The following is an 18,610-nucleotide window of genomic DNA, read 5'->3' as shown; positions in this document are numbered from 1 at the left end:
CAAATCGCGACTGTGATTTTAACTGCTGGCAGAATAAGAGAAAACATTTTATGCTCTAAAGAATAGAATGAATAACCGAAAGGATTTATTTATATGGAGGCGAATATGCTCAACCTATCTCAATTTAAAAACGTACACTGCATCGGAATCGGCGGAATCGGCCTTTCTGCAATTGCCGAAATTTTATTGGCACAAGGTTATAAAGTGTCCGGCTCTGACATCAAAGAAAGTGACCTGACACAAAAACTGCAATCATTAGGAGCACATATTTATTATCAACATGAAGCTTCTAATATTGAAGGGATTGACTTAGTCATCTACTCCGCAGCTGTTTCACAAGAAAACCCGGAGCTAAAAGCAGCAATGGATCAAAACATTACCATTGCGTCAAGGGCAGAAGTTCTCGGTGCGCTAATGAACGACTATGAAACCAGTATCGCTATCTCCGGGACACATGGAAAAACAACAACGACTTCAATGGTTTCTCTTATTTTAGAACATTCAAGAAAAGATCCGACTATTTTAGTCGGGGGTAATTTATCTGAATTTGATGGAAACGTCAAAATTGGAAAAAGCAATTATTTCGTCACGGAAGCCTGTGAGTATATGGACAGCTTTTTAAGCTTATATCCAAAAGTGGAAATCATATTAAATATTGATTCGGATCATTTAGATTACTTTAAAGATATCGAGCACATAGTAAAATCGTTTCATTGCTTTTCGAGATTAGTTCCTAAGGACGGTCTTGTCATTGCTTACGATGCAAATCCCTTTGTTAAATCGGTCCTAGATGATCTAGAATGTAAGGTTCTTACTTTTGGATTTAACGACAAATGTGATTATTATGCAGAAAACATCAAATTTAATTCATTGGGAATGCCTTCTTATGATCTTTATCATCAAAATAATTATCTTGGCTCTCTGCAACTTTCTGTTCCCGGCGAACATAATATAGCGAACAGTCTAGCAGCTGCTGCTTGCTGTCACAGTCTCGGAGTTTCAATCGAAGATATCGTTTCTACTCTAAACAGCTATACTGGAACGCAGAGACGTTTTGATGTGATTGGCATCACAAAAAACAAGATTCGCATAGTAGATGATTATGCACACCACCCAACGGAAATCAAAGCAACTTTAAAGGCCGCACAAAACATTCCTCACAATCATCTTTGGTGTTTATTCCAACCTCACACCTATACAAGAACGCTCGCTTTATTCGAGGAATTTGCGGAAGCCTTTAATGATGCCGATAAGGTTGTAATGGCAGAGATTTATGCGGCTAGAGAAAAGAATATTTACAAGATTAGTTCAAAAGAGCTGGTTGCTGAAATTAAAAGAGTATATCCAAATAAAGAAATCTACTATATTTCAGATTTTGATGAAATCACAAATTTCGTAATTAACAATGCCGAAAAAGAAGATTTAGTTCTTACTATGGGAGCCGGTGACATTTATAAAGTGGCAGAGGATCTGTTGAAAAAGGATACTGATACACTCTAAATCAATTGTACTAAAAAAACCTTGTAATCTGAGATTACAAGGTTTTTTTAGTACTCCATCTAATAGATTTCAACACCGCTATAATAATGTGTTAAAATTTCTCGATAATCAGATCCATTCTCTGCCATCCCATTTGCCCCCCATTGGCTCATTCCAACACCGTGTCCATAGCCCATTGTCGTAAATTCAATGCCACTGCTGTTTCGTTCTATATTAAAATTTGCAGAATACAAATTGCAAGCATCTCTTATATTTCGACCTTCTAAAACTTCATTTCCCACCTGGATTTTCTCAACTCTGCCGCCTTGACTCCGACTTATGATCTTAATAGAATTTGCATTTAGTGTTCCAAAATTAGACTTTGGATAAGCACTCTTTAATTTTTTTTGAAACTCACCCCAAGTGAAAAATGTTTTCTCACTCTGATGCGTAGCTTCCTGTTCATATGGGCTGTCAACACTTCTCAGATAAGGAACCGCTGCTACAAACACATCCTCAGAGTTTTCCGTTTTTCCACCACTTGAAGAATGAAACAAAGGTTGTTCAACCAAGCTTCCCTGATAATACATCAGCTGCCCTCTGGTTTCTTCTGCAGCTTCTTTTATTTTAGCCCATCCCGACTCCATCCATTCTTCTGATTTCAACTCCAACAGCTCTTTCGGAGTACGATATACCTGACAGTGTGTGGAATCACAAAGAGCTGCCATTGGATGCTCCTTTGGAAAGCCGCTGTCACCACTTCGTTGAATTTTAGAAATTGCATAAGTTCTCGCTGCTACCGCCTGTGCCTTTAATGCCTCCATCTCAAAGCTGGATGGCATTTCCCCTGCTACAACTCCGGCAACATAGTCCTCCAATGAAACGCGCTCCGTTTGTCCACTTTCTGTCCGAAAAACAGTAATCATTTGATCATATTCTACTTTTTCAGGCACTGATTCGCCTCTATTTTCTTTTGGATAAATCGCGACTAGAAAGCATGGTAGTAGAAGTAAACAAAAAACCACCATAAAGTACAATATGGTGGATATTTTTATCAGCTGTACTTTTCGAACCCTCATCATACACCTCCGGTTTAGTAAAAATAGTTTTCAAACAAACTTTTCTTACTAAACCTATGCTTAAAGGATTCAAAAAATACTTTAATCTTCAATTCTTGTAATCTTCGCTCCCAATTTTCGAAGTTTTTCCATAAAGAAAGAATAGCCTCTTTCTATATGATAAATTTCGGAAACTTCTGTTGTTCCTTCGGCCATTAATCCTGCAAGAACTAAAGCAGCTCCTGCTCGTAAGTCCGTGGAAATAACCTGTGCTCCTTGAAGCTCTCTTTTCCCTTGTATCAAGGCACTCTTTCCTTCAACCTTAATATTTGCACCCATTCGATTCAGTTCGCCTACATGCATATAACGGTTTTCAAATACCGTTTCAATCACCACGCTTGTTCCCTCAACGGTTGTAAGAAATGACATAAATAAAGACTGCATATCCGTAGGAAATCCCGGATATGGCATAGTTTTAATATCGGTTGCAATCAATGGACGAATATCTCCGCGAACCCGCATTCCTTCGTCTCCATCTTCAATTTCCACACCACATTCTACGAGCTTTGCAATCACTGGCTTTACATGGTCCGGAACCACATTCTTAATTAATATATTGCCTCTCGTGATCGCTGCTGCAACCATAAAAGTTCCCGTTTCAATCCGATCGGGAATAATTGCATGTTTCGTTCCATGCAGATTTTTTACACCTTCAATTTTTATTGTATCCGTCCCGGCTCCCTTGATTTTAGCTCCCATCTTATTCAAAAAATTTGCTAAATCAACAATTTCCGGTTCTTCTGCCGCATTTTCAATAATGGTCACACCTTCCGCCAAAGTAGCAGCCATCATAATATTTTCCGTTGCGCCTACACTTGGAAAATCTAAATATACTTTTCCACCTACAAGCTTGTCCACCGTCGCCTCTACGTAGCCGTGGCCCTCTACAATCTTTGCACCTAAAATACGAAAACCCTTTAAGTGTAGCTCAATTGGTCTTGCACCAATCGCACATCCCCCCGGAAGAGATATCCTTGCCTTTCCCGTCCGAGCAAGAAGCGGCCCCATAACCAAAATGGAGGCTCTCATCCTCTTAACCAATTCGTATGGGGCTTCTTCTGCAATAATTTCTTTTGTTTCAACATAAATACTTTTTTCTATATAACAATCTGATACGATTGCACCAACGCTTTGTAATAACTTGCACATCACATCCACATCTCTCAAAGCCGGTACATCAGAAATCTCACATTTCTCATCTGTTAAAATCGTCGCTGCCATTATTGGCAAAACAGCATTCTTCGATCCACTGATTTCCACTTCACCATTAAGAGCGCCTGATTTATCAACTAAAAATTTTGCCACTGATTTCCTCCAAAATATTTAAATAATTTTATCTTAATTCAAAATATATTCCCAAAGATTTTCATCATAATTTCCTTATGTCTTTGATTATTATACCCATTTTTAAATGGCTTGTCAAAAAAATTAGCATGAAACTGTAAAGAAAATGTAAAAGTAATTCTCTATTTTTTTGACAAAATTATTTTTTTAAGACGCTTTTATACCTATAAAAATAATAACTTCCTAAAACAAAAAGAAAGAGGCCATATTCTATGCTAAAGGGGGACAAAAAACATATTTCGATGGCCTCTTTTCTTTAATTATATTCTAAACATATTTCAAATTAAATATACGAACAAATCCAAACAGACAAAAAAACACCGGCGATATATGTAATAATTCCCACTGGCAATGCATGACGTATTTGTTTTACCTTTGTGACGCCAAAATATAATGCCAAAACATAAAAAATTGTTTCGCAGCTGCCCATCATTACCGATGCTGCTCTTCCTGTAAGACCGTCTGCTCCGGATGATTCTAATACCTGTTGTAGATTAACCAATGCTCCGCTCCCTGAAACTGGACGAAGCAAAATTAATGAAATCAGCCCTTCAGGTATCCCTAATCGCTCGAACAATGGTCTCATTAGATTTTCAAAAAAATCCATTGCTCCTGAAGAAACTAGAGATTCAATCCCAACAAAAATCGCTATAATAAAAGGAAGTATTTCTACCGCTGACTGCAATCCCTCTTTTGCTCCTTCGATAAAATAATCGTAAATCGGTGCTCTTTTTATCATGCCATATCCAAGAATAAAAGTGAGCATAGCCGGAATAAAAAGTATAGACAACGTATTTAATACGGAATTCATTCCCGATCCTTCCTTTCGCAAATCTTACAAAGGAAAATACCTAACAGCATTGTTACAAAGCCAACAATAATCCCTGGTACGATTATGCTCTCAGGCAGAGCAGAACCGGTATCTTTTCGAATTTTTAAAACAGTAATTGGAATTAGCTGTACCATGTTCATATTGACTACAACAAACATACACATTGCGTTACTGGCTCTTTCTCTATATCGATTCTCCTTATCAAGTAACGTCATTGCCTGAAGAGAAAAAACAGTTGCACTATTGCCTGCCCCGAATATATTAGCAGAAAAGCTCATTAAAATTGCAGCAATCGTCTCATTATTTCTCTCTTTTGGAAAAAGCAATCGGATAAACGGCTGTGTAATCTTTGCAGCAGCATCCATCAATCCTGTTTTTTTCCCGATATTCATAATTCCACTCCATACTGCCATAATACCGGCTAAGCCGATCACAAATTCAATCGCTTTGGTACAACTTTCCATTAATCCGTCTGAAAATTCACTAAAATGCCCTGTAATACCGGCAAATAAAATTCCCAGCATCAGCATACCTACCCAAATATAATTCATCATTTTTAACGTTGCCTCTTTTCCTCTTTTATATGGAGTACTATTAGAAATCCTATGCAGATACTTCAAAAAAAATGTTGTAAAAATTGGAAGACTAGGCGATAATAAAGGAAAGCATAATCTACTTGATAAAATTTTTGAAAGAGAAATGGAGCAAAAAAATGAATACAACAATTACTCTCGGTGATGCGGGTATGATATTGATTGGACTTGGAATTATCCTTCTTCTATTTTACTGCATCTTATTTGTAAAAAACTTAATTCCTTCCGCCAAATCTTTGGCAAAAATTCTTCAAGATATCGAGGTTGCTTCCGGTGTTGCAGCAGAGGGTGCAGAAGAAGCAAAAAAAATGGTATCGGATGTCAGCACCTCTATATCTATGGTCACCGATATATTGAAAAATAATCAGAGTACCGTTTCCGCAGTAACAAATTTAACAAATGCTTTAGCATCTTTGAAAAACCTGTTAATAAAGCAAAAGAAATAACAGGTTGACTATTATTTTCCAAAATGTTAATATTAGGTATATCTTTTTTGGAATAAATCTAGCGAGGGGGAATTATTATGAAAGCAACAGGCATTGTTCGTAAAGTCGACGAATTGGGACGTATCGTACTCCCTATCGAATTAAGAAGAACTCTAAATATTGAAATTAAAGATCCGATTGAGATTTATGTAGATGGTGACTATATCTTATTAAAAAAATATGAACCAGCTTGCGTTTTTTGTGGTAATGCAAAGGATGTTCAGCGAGTACATGATAAAAATGTATGTTCAAACTGTATAAAGGAATTAAAAGCATTATAAAGCAATAAAAAAAACTCGTTAAAAACGAGTTTTTTTATTTTCACTTACGTTCGTAAATTTTCAAAATTTCTTCTGTATAGCTTCCATCTTCCTCATATACAAACAGAGGCTCTTCAAACTTTAATTCCGGTCTTCCATATTTTACAAAGTGTGTTAATAAGATATTCGGTTTCTTCCGATAGCTTGGACATACAAAGCGAATACGCTTTGGCTCCAAACGATAATTTCTCCCCAAGTGACAGATATCTACTAAACGGCTTGGACGATGCACCAAATAAAAATCGCCTTTATCTTTAAGTAAATAAGCTGCGGCAGAGATAAAATCTTCTAATCCTGCGGAAGTCTCGTGGCGCGCAATTTTTTTTTTCTCGTCTACATTCTTTAATCCGTTTGCATTACCCATATATGGAGGGTTGGATACAACTACATCAAAACTACCCTTCTTAAAATAGTGTTTTGTATCTAACACATCACTGTGTAATATACGCAAGCGATCTGATAATTGATTCAGTTCAACATTTCTCACCGCTCTTTGGTAAGAATCTGCCTGCACTTCAATTCCCCAAATTGTTGATGCCTCTGTCTTATGACTCAAAATTAAAGGTATGATGCCAGTTCCCGTTCCCAGATCACATACGTTACTCCCTCTTTTTACTTTTGCATATGATGCTAGAAGTACAGAATCAATTCCATAGCAGAAAGTTTGTGGCTCTTGGATCAAACAAAGCTTTCCAAAACCGATTTCATCAATTCTTTCACCTTGCATTAGCTGATGCGAATTTTCCATTCTTTAATCCTCTAGCAATTCCTTAATTTCTGCCAACAAGGATGGATCGATATCTTCATCCTTTTCCTTTCGGCGTTTTGTATCTACCCTGCGGATTTGTTCTTTTTTGTAGAAATAGAAATCTGTCGAAAGCTTTTCTGGTTTATCCGCAGATTTTTCCTCAACAACCAAGCGTGTTTTAATTTTATTTTCTAAAATATTGCAGTCAACAACAAGCGCCATACCATCTTCTGTTTTAATGCGTTCACCAATATCCGGCATTCCTCTTTTCAATTCGTTGTATACATCATTCTCAAATTTCAAGCAACACATCAATCGTCCACAAATGCCTGAAATTTTCGTTGGATTCAAGGACAAGTTTTGAACTTTCGCCATCTTAATAGATACTGGTTCAAATTCCGGAAGCCATGAATGGCAGCAAAGAGCTTTCCCGCAGCTGCCGATTCCTCCCATCATCTTCGCTTCATCACGTACGCCGATTTGTCTTAATTCAATTCGCATCTTAAACACACCGGCTAAATCTTTTACTAGCTCACGAAAGTCAACTCTTCCGTCCGCAGTAAAGTAAAATATTATTTTACTATTATCAAATGTATATTCCACATCAATCAGCTTCATCACAAGCTTATGCTTGTCCACCTTTTCTTGGCAAAGCTTCATAGCTCTTTCTTTTTTCTTTTGATTTTCCACATGGACTTCTGCATCTTTTTCATCAGCAAGACGAATAATTTTTTTCAGAGGTTGAACCAATTCTTCTTCTTTTACTTCTTTGATCTCCGCTATTAAAGTACCATATTCCATTCCTCTTGCAGTCTCAACGATAACATGGTCATCCTTAGAGAGTTCTAACCCATCCGGGTCAAAATAATATACTTTACCGGCTGTTTTAAACCGTACACTTGCTACTTTTACCATATACTCCTCCAGCCTATCTTTGCAGCTTCTATTTAAAAAGTTTCCAGCACCATGTGTTTCAGCGCATAAGAAACATTGATATTCTGCTTTAATTCTTTTCTAGCAGCTTCTATTGCATCAATAATTAGATAAACTTTATCCATGTCATATATTCGATGTAATTGCCTGAATTTTTCCATTCTATCTTTTTCTATCAGAAGAATTTTCTCTTCATCAAAAGGTGACAACATTAAATCACGAAACCATCTTTCTAATGCATCCAAGAAATGATATGCGTTTTCCCTACTTTCAGTAAAGGGTTCTATTTCTTTGATCGTCTTATAATATGGACTTCTTTTTAAAAGAAGTTCTCCGATGCAGCTCGCGCCTTCCCTGTATTCTTCCATCTCATCAGTAGTTGCTGTATTTAAATGAATTACCACACAACGGGATAAGATTGTTTTAATTAGATTCTCTACATTTTCAGATAATAATAAAATCAGAGTTCCAGGTGTCGGTTCCTCTAATGTTTTTAAAAAACGATTTTGTGCACGAAGTGTCATGGCATCCGCGCCATTTATTATTGCGACATTTCGATCGCCTGACAATGGTTTCTTTTTAAGACAGTTTTGTAAGTCTTCAATTGCTTCATCTTTTATGCTGCCTCCATCTGCATGAATGTAAAAAACATCTTCATGATTACCATGGTCTACCTTCTTACACGAAACGCACTGATCGCATGCATCTGCTTCTTCTTGCCTACATAAGACAGCTTTTACAAAATTCTGTGCCAAGGACAATTTATCCATACAGCGATCTGCTTCAAATACATATGCATGAGATACCGTTTTATTCGCAACGGATTGCAATAAGCGATGAATGATTTTTTCATTCTCTGCCATATTTCTTAATGCCATGATATGAATCCTCTTTCCAATGCTTCTTCTTTCATTCTGTAATTTGTTTTCTCAGTAATTTTTCCATATGGCTGCAGATTTCAGTTTTAATATCCTCAATGCTGCCACCTGCATCAATACAAATAATACGTTCCGGATCTTTCTTTACAAGCTCCATATATCCTTTATATACTTCGTTGTGATACTCCATTGCTTCTAATTCTAAACGATCTAAATTTTCCATTTTAATTCTGGATTTTCCAATATGAGGATCAATTTTTAATAAGAAAGTGACATCCGGCAAGCAGTCTCCTACTGCTATTTCATTTATAATCCTTACAGAATCTCCTAATTTTCTTCCATACCCTTGATAAGCTATGCTTGAATCCATAAAGCGGTCGCAGATAACCGTATATCCCTTATTCAGCGCTGGTCGAATCAGCTGACTTACATGCTGTGCTCTAGAAGCAGCATAAAGTAAGGCTTCAGTGATAGAATCCATCTCTTGGTTTTCTTTATCTAATATGATCTTCCTTATTTTTTCACCAATTGGCGTACCTCCTGGCTCTCGTGTAATAATAGCATCATACCCATTTTTTTTTAAGTACTTCTTTAATTCTTGTATCTGTGTTGTTTTACCGGAACCATCCGGTCCTTCAAAGGTAATAAACAACCCTTTGCTCATACTGCTTCTCCTTAATAATATCTACGTTTCTTTTTCCTGTAATACCCAATATGCTTCACTTTATCATTTTCCATTTGATTTCGCTTGTTTACATTTATATATTCATCAATCAATCTTTCAAATAAAAAAAATGAAACACATGCAATCGGAATGCAGAGAAGCACCACAAAAACAATTTTAACGATGGTCATATTGCTCCTTCTCTCTATTGTTCTCTTCAACTAGCCATTGCAACTGAATCCCTCTATTCCACAGTTAAAGTATAGCATAAAAACGGAACCTCGCCAAATATAATAAAAAGTTTCTAGGCATTCAAAGAAGCCCAGTCTTTTTTAAATCGATCGATCCCGGCTGTCGTTAGTGGATGTTCAAACATCTTTTTAAATACTGCATAAGGAACTGTTGAAATATTTGCTCCAGCTTTTGCACAATCCGTCACATGGATCGTATTACGAATGCTGGCAGCAATAATTTCTGTTTCAATTCCATGAATTGCAAATATATCAGCAATTTCACTTATCAATGCAACACCATTGTTCCCAATATCATCCATCCTTCCTACAAATGGGCTTACATAAGAAGCACCTGCTCTTGCCGCTAGTAACGCTTGATTTGCGGAAAATACTAAAGTAACATTTGTTTTAATTCCTTTTTGACTTAAAACAGCTACTGTTTTAAGTCCTTCCTCAGTCATAGGAACTTTAATTGTAATGTTTTTATGAATTTTAGAAAGCTCAAGTGCTTCCTCAATCATCCCTTCACTGTCATCACTCAAGACTTCGGCACTAATGGAACCATCTACAATTGCTGCTATTTCCTTTACAACTTCTTTGAAGTCCCGTCCTTCTTTTGCAATCAAGCTTGGATTTGTCGTAACGCCCGTTAAAATTCCCCAAGCAGCAACTTCTTTTATCTCATTAACATTTGCTGTATCAATAAAAAATTTCATATATAATACACCTCCAAAATCAATATTATTTTTCTTTATTTTATCAGTTGTTCCTACTTATATCAAATTATTTTAACATGTCATTTTCGTCAAATTCAAAATCCGGTGCCCAAGCCACTTCCCAATAATATCCATCAGGATCAGCAAAATAAGCATGAAATCCACCCCAAAAAACATCTTGAGGTTCCTTGACAATCCTTGCACCAGATCGTCTTGCAAGCTCAATCACGTCGAAGACTTCCTCTTTTGTTTTCGCATTATATGCGATAGTTATTCCCCCAAATCCAGAAGAAATTTCCGGAGGATTTTCTACGCTGATATCTTGTGCTAATAATTCCAATGGATACAATTCAAGTTTTATTCCTGGCGTACTAAAAAAAATGACCTCCGGTTTATCTCTTTTTTCATCAGTCTGAAACCCCAGACCATCGCGATAAAATTTGACTGCTCTTTCCATATCATGAACACCTAAGCAAATAATATTTAATCGATTCATATTTTTCCCTCTCTCTATGGACTCTACTACACTTTTTTTATATCATCTCCAATTAATTTTCCATCTTAAGAAAATCCTTCTTCAATTATAGAAAGCTCTACCTCTATTGTATAAAAAAAGTGGCTCTGCCACGCTTTCTAAAGATTCTGTTTTGGGAATCTTCAAAACATTTTTCATAGTATCTACTTGTCCTATTACAGAAAAACTGATAAATCATATCGCTTTTTCTGTAAACTGCAAGCAACTCCTATAGCCATATTAGCATAAAATCAAAACAAATACAATTGCGGCTCATTTCATTCGCTTCGCTGTCCCATTTTCCATTGCAGCTAAAGCTTGCGCAAAATGGGCACCTTCCCACCTATTAGAATTAGGTAGGTACTTGGCTGTCACCCTTTCAGTAAAAAATAGATTCCTGACATAAAAAAAAGAAGCTATCAAAAGATAACTTCTTTTTTTAAAACTGGCGACGTCCTACTCTCCCAGGCAGCTGCCCGCCAAGTACCATCAGCGCAAAGGAGCTTAACTACTGTGTTCGATATGGGAACAGGTGTGACCTCCTTGCTATAGTCACCAGATATGAAGGTTAGGCAATAAAATTCTAACAAACAAGTTTGTTGAATTTCTTGCACAAATCTGTCATCCATTTAATTCTTAAATGGCACAGGCTCATGTACCCTCAAAACTAAACAATGTAATCTTTTCTTCGTTACTTTCTTGAAACCATTGGTCAAGCGTTCGACCTATTAGTATCGGTCAGCTGAATATGTTACCATACTTACACCTCCGACCTATCAACGTGATAGTCTCTCACGGGTCTTATCAGTAAACTGAAGGAAATCTATTCTTGTGGGGGGCTTCGCACTTAGATGCTTTCAGCGCTTATCCCTTCCATACTTAGCTACCCAGCCGTGCCCTTGGCAGAACAACTGGTACACCAGAGGTATGTCCATCCCGGTCCTCTCGTACTAAGGACAGCTCCACTCAAATTTCCGACGCCCACAGCGGATAGGGACCGAACTGTCTCACGACGTTCTGAACCCAGCTCGCGTACCTCTTTAATGGGCGAACAGCCCAACCCTTGGGACCTACTTCAGCCCCAGGATGAGACGAGCCGACATCGAGGTGCCAAACACCCCCGTCGATGTGGACTCTTGGGGGGTATAAGCCTGTTATCCCCGGGGTAGCTTTTATCCGTTGAGCGATGGCCCTTCCACTCGGTACCACCGGATCACTAAGCCCGACTTTCGTCCCTGCTCGACTTGTTGGTCTCGCAGTCAAGCTCCCTTTTGCCTTTACACTCTTCGCGCGATTTCCGACCGCGCTGAGGGAACCTTTGGGCGCCTCCGTTACTCTTTAGGAGGCGACCGCCCCAGTCAAACTGCCCGCCTGACACTGTCCCAGTACTGGTTCACAGCACGTGGTTAGAACTTCAATGTTACAAGGGTGGTATCCCAAAGGTGGCTCCTCTAATACTGGCGTACTAGATTCTTAGCCTCCCACCTATTCTGTACATGCAACACCGAAATCCAATATCAAGCTGCAGTAAAGCTCCACGGGGTCTTTCCGTCCTGCTGCGGGTAACCGGCATCTTTACCGGTACTACAATTTCACCGAGTCTATTGTTGAGACAGTGCCCAGATCGTTACGCCTTTCGTGCGGGTCGGAACTTACCCGACAAGGAATTTCGCTACCTTAGGACCGTTATAGTTACGGCCGCCGTTTACTGGGGCTTAAGTTCTGTGCTTCGATTGCTCTGACACTTCCCCTTAACCTTCCAGCACCGGGCAGGCGTCAGCCCCTATACTTCAGCTTTCGCTTTAGCAGAGACCTGTGTTTTTGGTAAACAGTCGCCTGGGCCTTTTCACTGCGACCACATTTCTGTGGTTCCCCTTCTCCCGAAGTTACGGGGTTATTTTGCCGAGTTCCTTAACAATAGTTCTCTCGCTCGCCTTAGGATTCTCTCCTCATCTACCTGTGTCGGTTTGCGGTACGGGCACCTACGATCTCGCTAGCGGCTTTTCTTGACAGTGTGAAATCAGTTGCTTCGGTACTTTATTTCCCTCCCCATCACGCCTCAGAATTGTTACGGCGGATTTGCCTACCATAACTCCCTTGACGCTTAGACACGCTCTACCAACGGCGTGCTCAACTTATCCTTCTGTGTCCCCACTTCGCTCAAACGATTTTCGGTGGTACAGGAATCTCAACCTGTTGTCCATCGCCTACAGCGTTCGCTCTCGGCTTAGGCCCCGACTAACCCTGAGTGGACGAACCTTCCTCAGGAAACCTTAGATTTTCGGCGGGTAGGATTCTCACCTACCTCTCGCTACTCATGCCAACATTCTCTCTTGTATACAGTCCAGCTCGCCTTACAGCTCACCTTCTGCCCGTATACAATGCTCCTCTACCAATTGCCTAAGCAATTCCAAAGCTTCGGTAGTAAGTTTTAGCCCCGTTTATCTTCGGCGCAGAGCCACTCGACTAGTGAGCTATTACGCACTCTTTAAATGAGTGGCTGCTTCTAAGCCAACATCCTAGTTGTCTATGCAGCTCCACATCCTTTTCCACTTAACTTACATTTTGGGACCTTAGCTGTTGGTCTGGGCTGTTTCCCTTTCGACTATGAAACTTATCTCACATAGTCTGACTCCCAAGTATAATACTGCGGCATTCGGAGTTTGATAGTCTTCGGTAACCGGTGAAGGCCCCTAGGACATTCAGTGCTCTACCTCCGCGTATCTTTCCTTGAGGCTAGCCCTAAAGCTATTTCGAGGAGAACCAGCTATCTCCGGGTTCGATTGGAATTTCACCGCTATCCACACGTCATCCCAGCCTTTTTCAACAGACATGGGTTCGGTCCTCCATATCCTTTTACGGATACTTCAACCTGCACATGGATAGGTCACCCGGTTTCGGGTCTACAGCATACAACTCATCGCCCTATTCAGACTCGCTTTCGCTTCGGCTCCGGTGCTGAACACCTTAACCTCGCTGCATACCATAACTCGTTGGCCCGTTCTACAAAAAGTACATGGTCACTTGCGCTCCCATTGCTTGTAAGCATAAGGTTTCAGGTTCTTTTTCACTCCCCTTCCGGGGTTCTTTTCACCTTTCCCTCACGGTACTATTCTCTATCGGTCACTAGGTAGTATTTAGCCTTGGGGGGTGGGCCCCCCTGCTTCCCACCAGGTTTCACGTGCCTGGTGGTACTCTGGTGCCACTCTTTACTCGATTCATTTCGTCTACAGGACTCTTACCTTCTACGGTCGGCCTTTCCATGCCGCTTCGACTATCAATCTTGTAAGTGATGAGTGGTCCACAACCCCGGATAAATCCGGTTTGGGCTCTTCCCCGTTCGCTCGCCGCTACTGAGGGAATCGATGTTTCTTTCTCTTCCTCCGGGTACTTAGATGTTTCAGTTCCCCGGGTTACCTTCTCTATACCTATTTGATTCAGTATAGGATACTTGCGCATTACCACAAGTGGGTTGCCCCATTCGGAAATCTACGGATTAACGGTTATTTGCACCTGCCCGTAGCTTATCGCAGCTTGTCACGTCCTTCTTCGGCTCCTAGTGCCAAGGCATCCGCCTTATGCTCTTATTCACTTGACCTAAGTGAATCGTCCACTGAGTAATGTGGACTTATTTTTTACTATGTTAAAAAACTTAGTAATTCTGGTTTCTCGGTTCAATTAATTTGAAATTGTAGTAAATACCCAGTCAGCTTCTCTTTCACTTCCTCTTTCGATTCCATGCTCGAAAAGACTGTCTTAGTTTTTACTTTATTTTTTTGCCTTTGTCTTACTTGCTTGACTATGTTCCGCCGTAGAATTCTACAAACTAAAGTTTGTGAATTCCTGACGAAGCACGTTCTAACATTTCCTACGGAAACGTAAGACAAGTGCACTTCGATTTCGTCTTAATTTGAATTTTAAGATTTACATTGTTCAGTTTTCAAGGTACGTTCGGTTACTTGCGCAACCTATTTCTCTGTATAACAATACAAAGTGGTGGGCTTGGGAGGACTCGAACCTCCGACCTCACGCTTATCAGGCGTGCGCTCTAACCACCTGAGCTACAAGCCCCTGCTAGTTTTATTGTAACCTAGCTATGACATCGTCGCTCCTGCTCGCTTACATACAATTGTATGCGCACTCCGCTTTCGCTTTCTCAGTCTACGCCATCTTACAATATTCCTGCGCAGCCTATTGCCCGCTAGTTTTATATAAACTCATAGTGTAGAAATTGTAGTCTCCTTAGAAAGGAGGTGATCCAGCCGCACCTTCCGATACGGCTACCTTGTTACGACTTCACCCCAGTCATTGATTTCGCCTTAGGTAATCTATTTCTCGACCAACTTCGGGCGCCCCCAACTTCCATGGTGTGACGGGCGGTGTGTACAAGACCCGGGAACGCATTCACCGCGGCATTCTGATCCGCGATTACTAGCAACTCCAACTTCATGTAGGCGAGTTTCAGCCTACAATCCGAACTGGGACCGGTTTTAGAGTTTTGCTCTTCCTCACGAATTTGCTTCTCTCTGTACCGGCCATTGTAGCACGTGTGTAGCCCAGAACATAAGGGGCATGATGATTTGACGTCATCCCCACCTTCCTCCGAGTTATCCCCGGCAGTCTCACTAGAGTGCCCAGCCGAACTGCTGGCAACTAATGACAAGGGTTGCGCTCGTTGCGGGACTTAACCCAACATCTCACGACACGAGCTGACGACAACCATGCACCACCTGTCTCCTCTGCCCCGAAGGGAAGCCTCGATTAAGAGACGGTCAGAGGGATGTCAAGTCCTGGTAAGGTTCTTCGCGTTGCTTCGAATTAAACCACATGCTCCGCTGCTTGTGCGGGTCCCCGTCAATTCCTTTGAGTTTCACACTTGCGTGCGTACTCCCCAGGCGGAGCACTTAATGCGTTAACTACGGCACCGAAGGATCGCTCCCCCGACACCTAGTGCTCATCGTTTACGGCGTGGACTACCAGGGTATCTAATCCTGTTTGCTCCCCACGCTTTCGTACCTCAGTGTCAGTTACAGTCCAGAAAGCCGCCTTCGCCACTGGTGTTCCTCCTAATATCTACGCATTTCACCGCTACACTAGGAATTCCGCTTTCCTCTCCTGCACTCAAGCCATGCAGTTCGTAAGGCTAACAATGGTTGAGCCATTGCCTTTCACCCCACGCTTACATAACCACCTACGTACTCTTTACGCCCAATAATTCCGGATAACGCTCGCCCCCTACGTATTACCGCGGCTGCTGGCACGTAGTTAGCCGGGGCTTCCTCCAAGGGTACCGTCATTTTTTTCTTCCCCTTGGACAGAGCTTTACGACCCGAAGGCCTTCCTCGCTCACGCGGCGTTGCTGCATCAGGCTTGCGCCCATTGTGCAATATTCCCCACTGCTGCCTCCCGTAGGAGTTTGGACCGTGTCTCAGTTCCAATGTGGCCGATTACCCTCTCAGGTCGGCTACTGATCGCTGCCTTGGTGAGCCGTTACCTCACCAACTAACTAATCAGACGCAGGCCCATCTCATACCGATAAATCTTTGACGAAAGTGTCATGTGACACTCACATGTTATGAGGTATTAATCCCGGTTTCCCGAGGCTATCCCTCTGTATGAGGCAGGTTGCCTACGCGTTACTCACCCGTCCGCCGCTTTCCTCTCACTCATTCGACCGAAGTTTCATTCGTGAGCTTCTCGCTCGACTTGCATGTGTTAGGCACGCCGCCAGCGTTCATCCTGAGCCAGGATCAAACTCTTAATCAATTTGGTATCTAAACGTTCCTTTCGGAACCTTCAAATCTAGCTCAGCTAAACGCATTGCGTTTTGCTTGGTTTCATTTTCATAATTGCTCGAACCCCTAACAAAATTCGTTTCACAAATTTTAGTAGGTGTCGTACAGAAATCTCATCAACTTTAGTTGATAGAGATTTTTCAGTTACGAATCTGAAATTATTGTTTTTAAGAAATTGTACGAAGATCCATTCAATTCATTGAATGTTTCTTACCAATCTTTTGCAGATTGTTTTTGTACTTAAGTCTTTTTCGTCTCTGTCAGTTTGCACTGTTTCGACGTTTGAGATTTATTTAAAAATCTCTTGACTCAATTTCTACACTATGGAGTTTTCAAGGTTCATCCCTTTCTTCTTTTATGCCGAGCATACTTTCCGAAAGGTCTCAGACTGAAAAATGTTTCAAATTCTTTTGTCCATCTTCTTCGTCCGATGCACTATTTTCAAGTGCTGCTCCGTATTGACGAAGCTTTTTTATTATAGCTTGCTGTGCTCATTTTGTCAACTGCTTTTTTCTGTTTTTCAACTTTTTTCGCAATTGCTTTGTGTATGTTGTAAAACCACTTTCGCACTTTCAAACTCACACTCTTTCACAAGACAGCTTATCCATAATATCAATTTTCTTCCTATCTGTCAACTACTTTTTCGATTTTATTCGACTTTTTTCGTTTGCACATCTGTTTATAAAAGAACCAGTCAAGGACTTTAGATATTCATCTGTGCGAGACAGCTTTAATAGAATAGCAAAGTATGCCTTCTCTGTCAACTACTTTTCTTATCTTTTTTCCATTTTTTTATAATTTAATTAAAAGATGCTTTAAGATGCTTTTCTTTCCCTTATATTGCGATAAATCCTACATTCATTATCCCGTTCCCAGTATATCTTTTCCAAAATATAAAACTATATACATATTTTTATTAAAAAGAGACTATTAAAATGCATTCTCAGAACAACGCAACATTCTCATTGCTGTATTGCATATAATGCAGGAAGTAAAAGTGGTACTAAGAAGGTCAATATTGTTCCAGTTATTAAAGTGACAAGTCCAAGCTCTGCACCCACGAACTTTGTTACTGGAGCAAGCATCGTATCCATATTCCCAGATGCCCCTCCGGCAATGGGGCTTCCTTTGCTTATCTTAATTAAAATAGGCATGAATAATATCGTAAAAAACTCACGTAATACATTTACCAAGAACCCATAGGTTCCAATCTCAACACCATAAGCTTGTGTCATATAAGCACCGGTAATACTATAAAAACTCATCCCTGCCGCCGACATTACAGAAACGTTAAAGGGTATATGAAGCAGGATTCCAGAGACAATTCCGCCAATTAAGCTGCCTGCTAAAATAGCGACTGGTAACCAAATCACCTTAAAGCCCAACTCTTTAATAAAGAGAAAAACCTCCCTGTTTGAACCCTGATTAATTCCTACACAAATATAAAGAATAATTAGAAAAATCGTAAAAATAAAGTTTACATCAAACCCTTCTAGCTTTTTTCTTAGCAAAAACCCAAATAGTAATCCGAATAAAATGCTGCTTGGCATAATCCAAACCAATCCGGTAATCTTCTTTTCATTGCTCGCCTGCGAATCAATTTCTTGCAACTCATCTAATAAATGATTCTCTAAACTAAGTTTTCTAAGTTTTAAATCCTTGTCAATTTCTTCGAGCGGCAAGAGAGTTCTTTCAAAACAATAAGTAATCATTACACTAAATAAGATTGTAGAAATAGAAATTACAATACAATTAAATCCAATGTTTGAAAAACGACTCATTATCGACTCATTCATTCCTATGTTTGTTCCTATTGTTGCCATAAGCAAAATAAGAGAGACGGTTGCGACTCGATCAGAAACCCCCAAAAACCTTTTGCTTCTATTAAATACTCCTACCAAGATGCCAATGCCTAAACAGGCAAAAGGTAATAATGCCATACCATGACCTCTACTTAT

At 40.1% G+C, this 18,610-nt stretch carries 15 protein-coding genes, 1 tRNA gene and 3 rRNA genes; 3 read left to right on the top strand and 16 right to left on the bottom strand.

Translation table 11 applies throughout. The features are described 5' to 3' along the window. Window positions 1–105 precede the first annotated feature (105 nt). The gene (gene murC / locus U5921_RS09035; RefSeq protein ID WP_324822588.1) at window positions 106–1,500 is read left to right on the top strand and encodes a UDP-N-acetylmuramate--L-alanine ligase; all 1,395 of its coding nucleotides are present in this window, start codon (window positions 106–108) and stop codon (window positions 1,498–1,500) included. 59 nt (window positions 1,501–1,559) lie between these two features. On the opposite strand, the gene spoIID is transcribed toward murC, so the two are convergent. The 4 genes from spoIID to U5921_RS09015 all read right to left on the bottom strand — a co-directional run bounded on the left by spoIID (window position 1,560) and on the right by U5921_RS09015 (window position 5,327). Then, window positions 1,560–2,432 (bottom strand): stage II sporulation protein D, encoded by an 873-nt coding sequence (spoIID, locus tag U5921_RS09030; protein ID WP_324822586.1) that lies wholly within the window; start codon window positions 2,430–2,432, stop codon window positions 1,560–1,562. A gap of 207 nt (window positions 2,433–2,639) precedes the next feature. Next, window positions 2,640–3,902: a UDP-N-acetylglucosamine 1-carboxyvinyltransferase gene (gene murA / locus U5921_RS09025; protein WP_324822583.1), complete on the bottom strand. Its 1,263-nt coding sequence runs from the start codon at window positions 3,900–3,902 to the stop codon at window positions 2,640–2,642. A 322-nt stretch (window positions 3,903–4,224) separates the two neighbouring features. After that, the gene (locus U5921_RS09020; protein WP_324822580.1) at window positions 4,225–4,752 is read right to left on the bottom strand and encodes a spore maturation protein; all 528 of its coding nucleotides are present in this window, start codon (window positions 4,750–4,752) and stop codon (window positions 4,225–4,227) included. Next, the gene (locus U5921_RS09015) at window positions 4,749–5,327 is read right to left on the bottom strand and encodes a nucleoside recognition domain-containing protein (protein ID WP_324822577.1); all 579 of its coding nucleotides are present in this window, start codon (window positions 5,325–5,327) and stop codon (window positions 4,749–4,751) included. The genes U5921_RS09020 and U5921_RS09015 overlap by 4 nt, the downstream gene beginning before the upstream one ends. Window positions 5,328–5,485: 158 nt before the next feature. On the opposite strand from U5921_RS09015, the gene U5921_RS09010 reads away from it, so the two are divergent. Further along, window positions 5,486–5,812 (top strand): hypothetical protein, encoded by a 327-nt coding sequence (locus U5921_RS09010; protein ID WP_324822573.1) that lies wholly within the window; start codon window positions 5,486–5,488, stop codon window positions 5,810–5,812. 77 nt (window positions 5,813–5,889) lie between these two features. Further along, complete coding sequence (locus U5921_RS09005; protein WP_324822570.1) at window positions 5,890–6,132, top strand: AbrB/MazE/SpoVT family DNA-binding domain-containing protein; 243 nt, start codon at window positions 5,890–5,892, stop codon at window positions 6,130–6,132. Window positions 6,133–6,172: 40 nt separating this feature from the next. Here the strand turns inward: U5921_RS09005 and U5921_RS09000 are convergent, their stop codons facing one another. The 12 genes from U5921_RS09000 to U5921_RS08945 all read right to left on the bottom strand — a co-directional run bounded on the left by U5921_RS09000 (window position 6,173) and on the right by U5921_RS08945 (window position 18,592). After that, the gene (locus tag U5921_RS09000; RefSeq protein ID WP_324822567.1) at window positions 6,173–6,919 is read right to left on the bottom strand and encodes a tRNA1(Val) (adenine(37)-N6)-methyltransferase; all 747 of its coding nucleotides are present in this window, start codon (window positions 6,917–6,919) and stop codon (window positions 6,173–6,175) included. A 3-nt stretch (window positions 6,920–6,922) separates the two neighbouring features. Beyond that, window positions 6,923–7,834, bottom strand: a complete 912-nt coding sequence (locus tag U5921_RS08995; protein ID WP_324822564.1) for a stage 0 sporulation family protein — start codon at window positions 7,832–7,834, stop codon at window positions 6,923–6,925. A gap of 32 nt (window positions 7,835–7,866) precedes the next feature. Continuing rightward, entirely contained in the window at window positions 7,867–8,730 is an 864-nt protein-coding gene (locus U5921_RS08990; protein ID WP_324822561.1) for a hypothetical protein, read from the bottom strand. A gap of 31 nt (window positions 8,731–8,761) precedes the next feature. Continuing rightward, the gene (gene tmk / locus U5921_RS08985; RefSeq protein ID WP_324822558.1) at window positions 8,762–9,394 is read right to left on the bottom strand and encodes a dTMP kinase; all 633 of its coding nucleotides are present in this window, start codon (window positions 9,392–9,394) and stop codon (window positions 8,762–8,764) included. 11 nt (window positions 9,395–9,405) lie between these two features. After that, complete coding sequence (locus tag U5921_RS08980) at window positions 9,406–9,585, bottom strand: hypothetical protein (RefSeq protein ID WP_324822555.1); 180 nt, start codon at window positions 9,583–9,585, stop codon at window positions 9,406–9,408. Between the two features lie 113 nt (window positions 9,586–9,698). Beyond that, a complete protein-coding gene (gene fsa / locus U5921_RS08975) occupies window positions 9,699–10,343 on the bottom strand; it encodes a fructose-6-phosphate aldolase (RefSeq protein ID WP_324822552.1) in 645 nt (214 codons plus the stop codon). 67 nt (window positions 10,344–10,410) lie between these two features. Next, the gene (locus tag U5921_RS08970; RefSeq protein WP_324822549.1) at window positions 10,411–10,839 is read right to left on the bottom strand and encodes a VOC family protein; all 429 of its coding nucleotides are present in this window, start codon (window positions 10,837–10,839) and stop codon (window positions 10,411–10,413) included. Window positions 10,840–11,300: 461 nt separating this feature from the next. Beyond that, window positions 11,301–11,417: ribosomal RNA gene (gene rrf / locus U5921_RS08965) — 5S ribosomal RNA — on the bottom strand. A 148-nt stretch (window positions 11,418–11,565) separates the two neighbouring features. Further along, window positions 11,566–14,455 (bottom strand): 23S ribosomal RNA (locus tag U5921_RS08960). A 396-nt stretch (window positions 14,456–14,851) separates the two neighbouring features. Continuing rightward, window positions 14,852–14,928: transfer RNA gene (locus U5921_RS08955), tRNA-Ile, on the bottom strand. Between the two features lie 175 nt (window positions 14,929–15,103). Then, window positions 15,104–16,623 (bottom strand): 16S ribosomal RNA (locus U5921_RS08950). Together the 16S, 23S and 5S rRNA genes with 1 tRNA gene alongside form the textbook arrangement of a ribosomal RNA operon. A gap of 991 nt (window positions 16,624–17,614) precedes the next feature. Continuing rightward, entirely contained in the window at window positions 17,615–18,592 is a 978-nt protein-coding gene (locus U5921_RS08945) for a lysine exporter LysO family protein (RefSeq protein WP_324822546.1), read from the bottom strand. Between the last annotated feature and the right edge of the window lie 18 nt (window positions 18,593–18,610).

The organism is Sinanaerobacter sp. ZZT-01, assembly GCF_035621135.1.
In the GTDB taxonomy this organism is placed as follows: Bacteria; Bacillota; Clostridia; order Peptostreptococcales; family Anaerovoracaceae; genus IOR16.
This window is presented reverse-complemented; position numbering and strand designations above follow the sequence as displayed.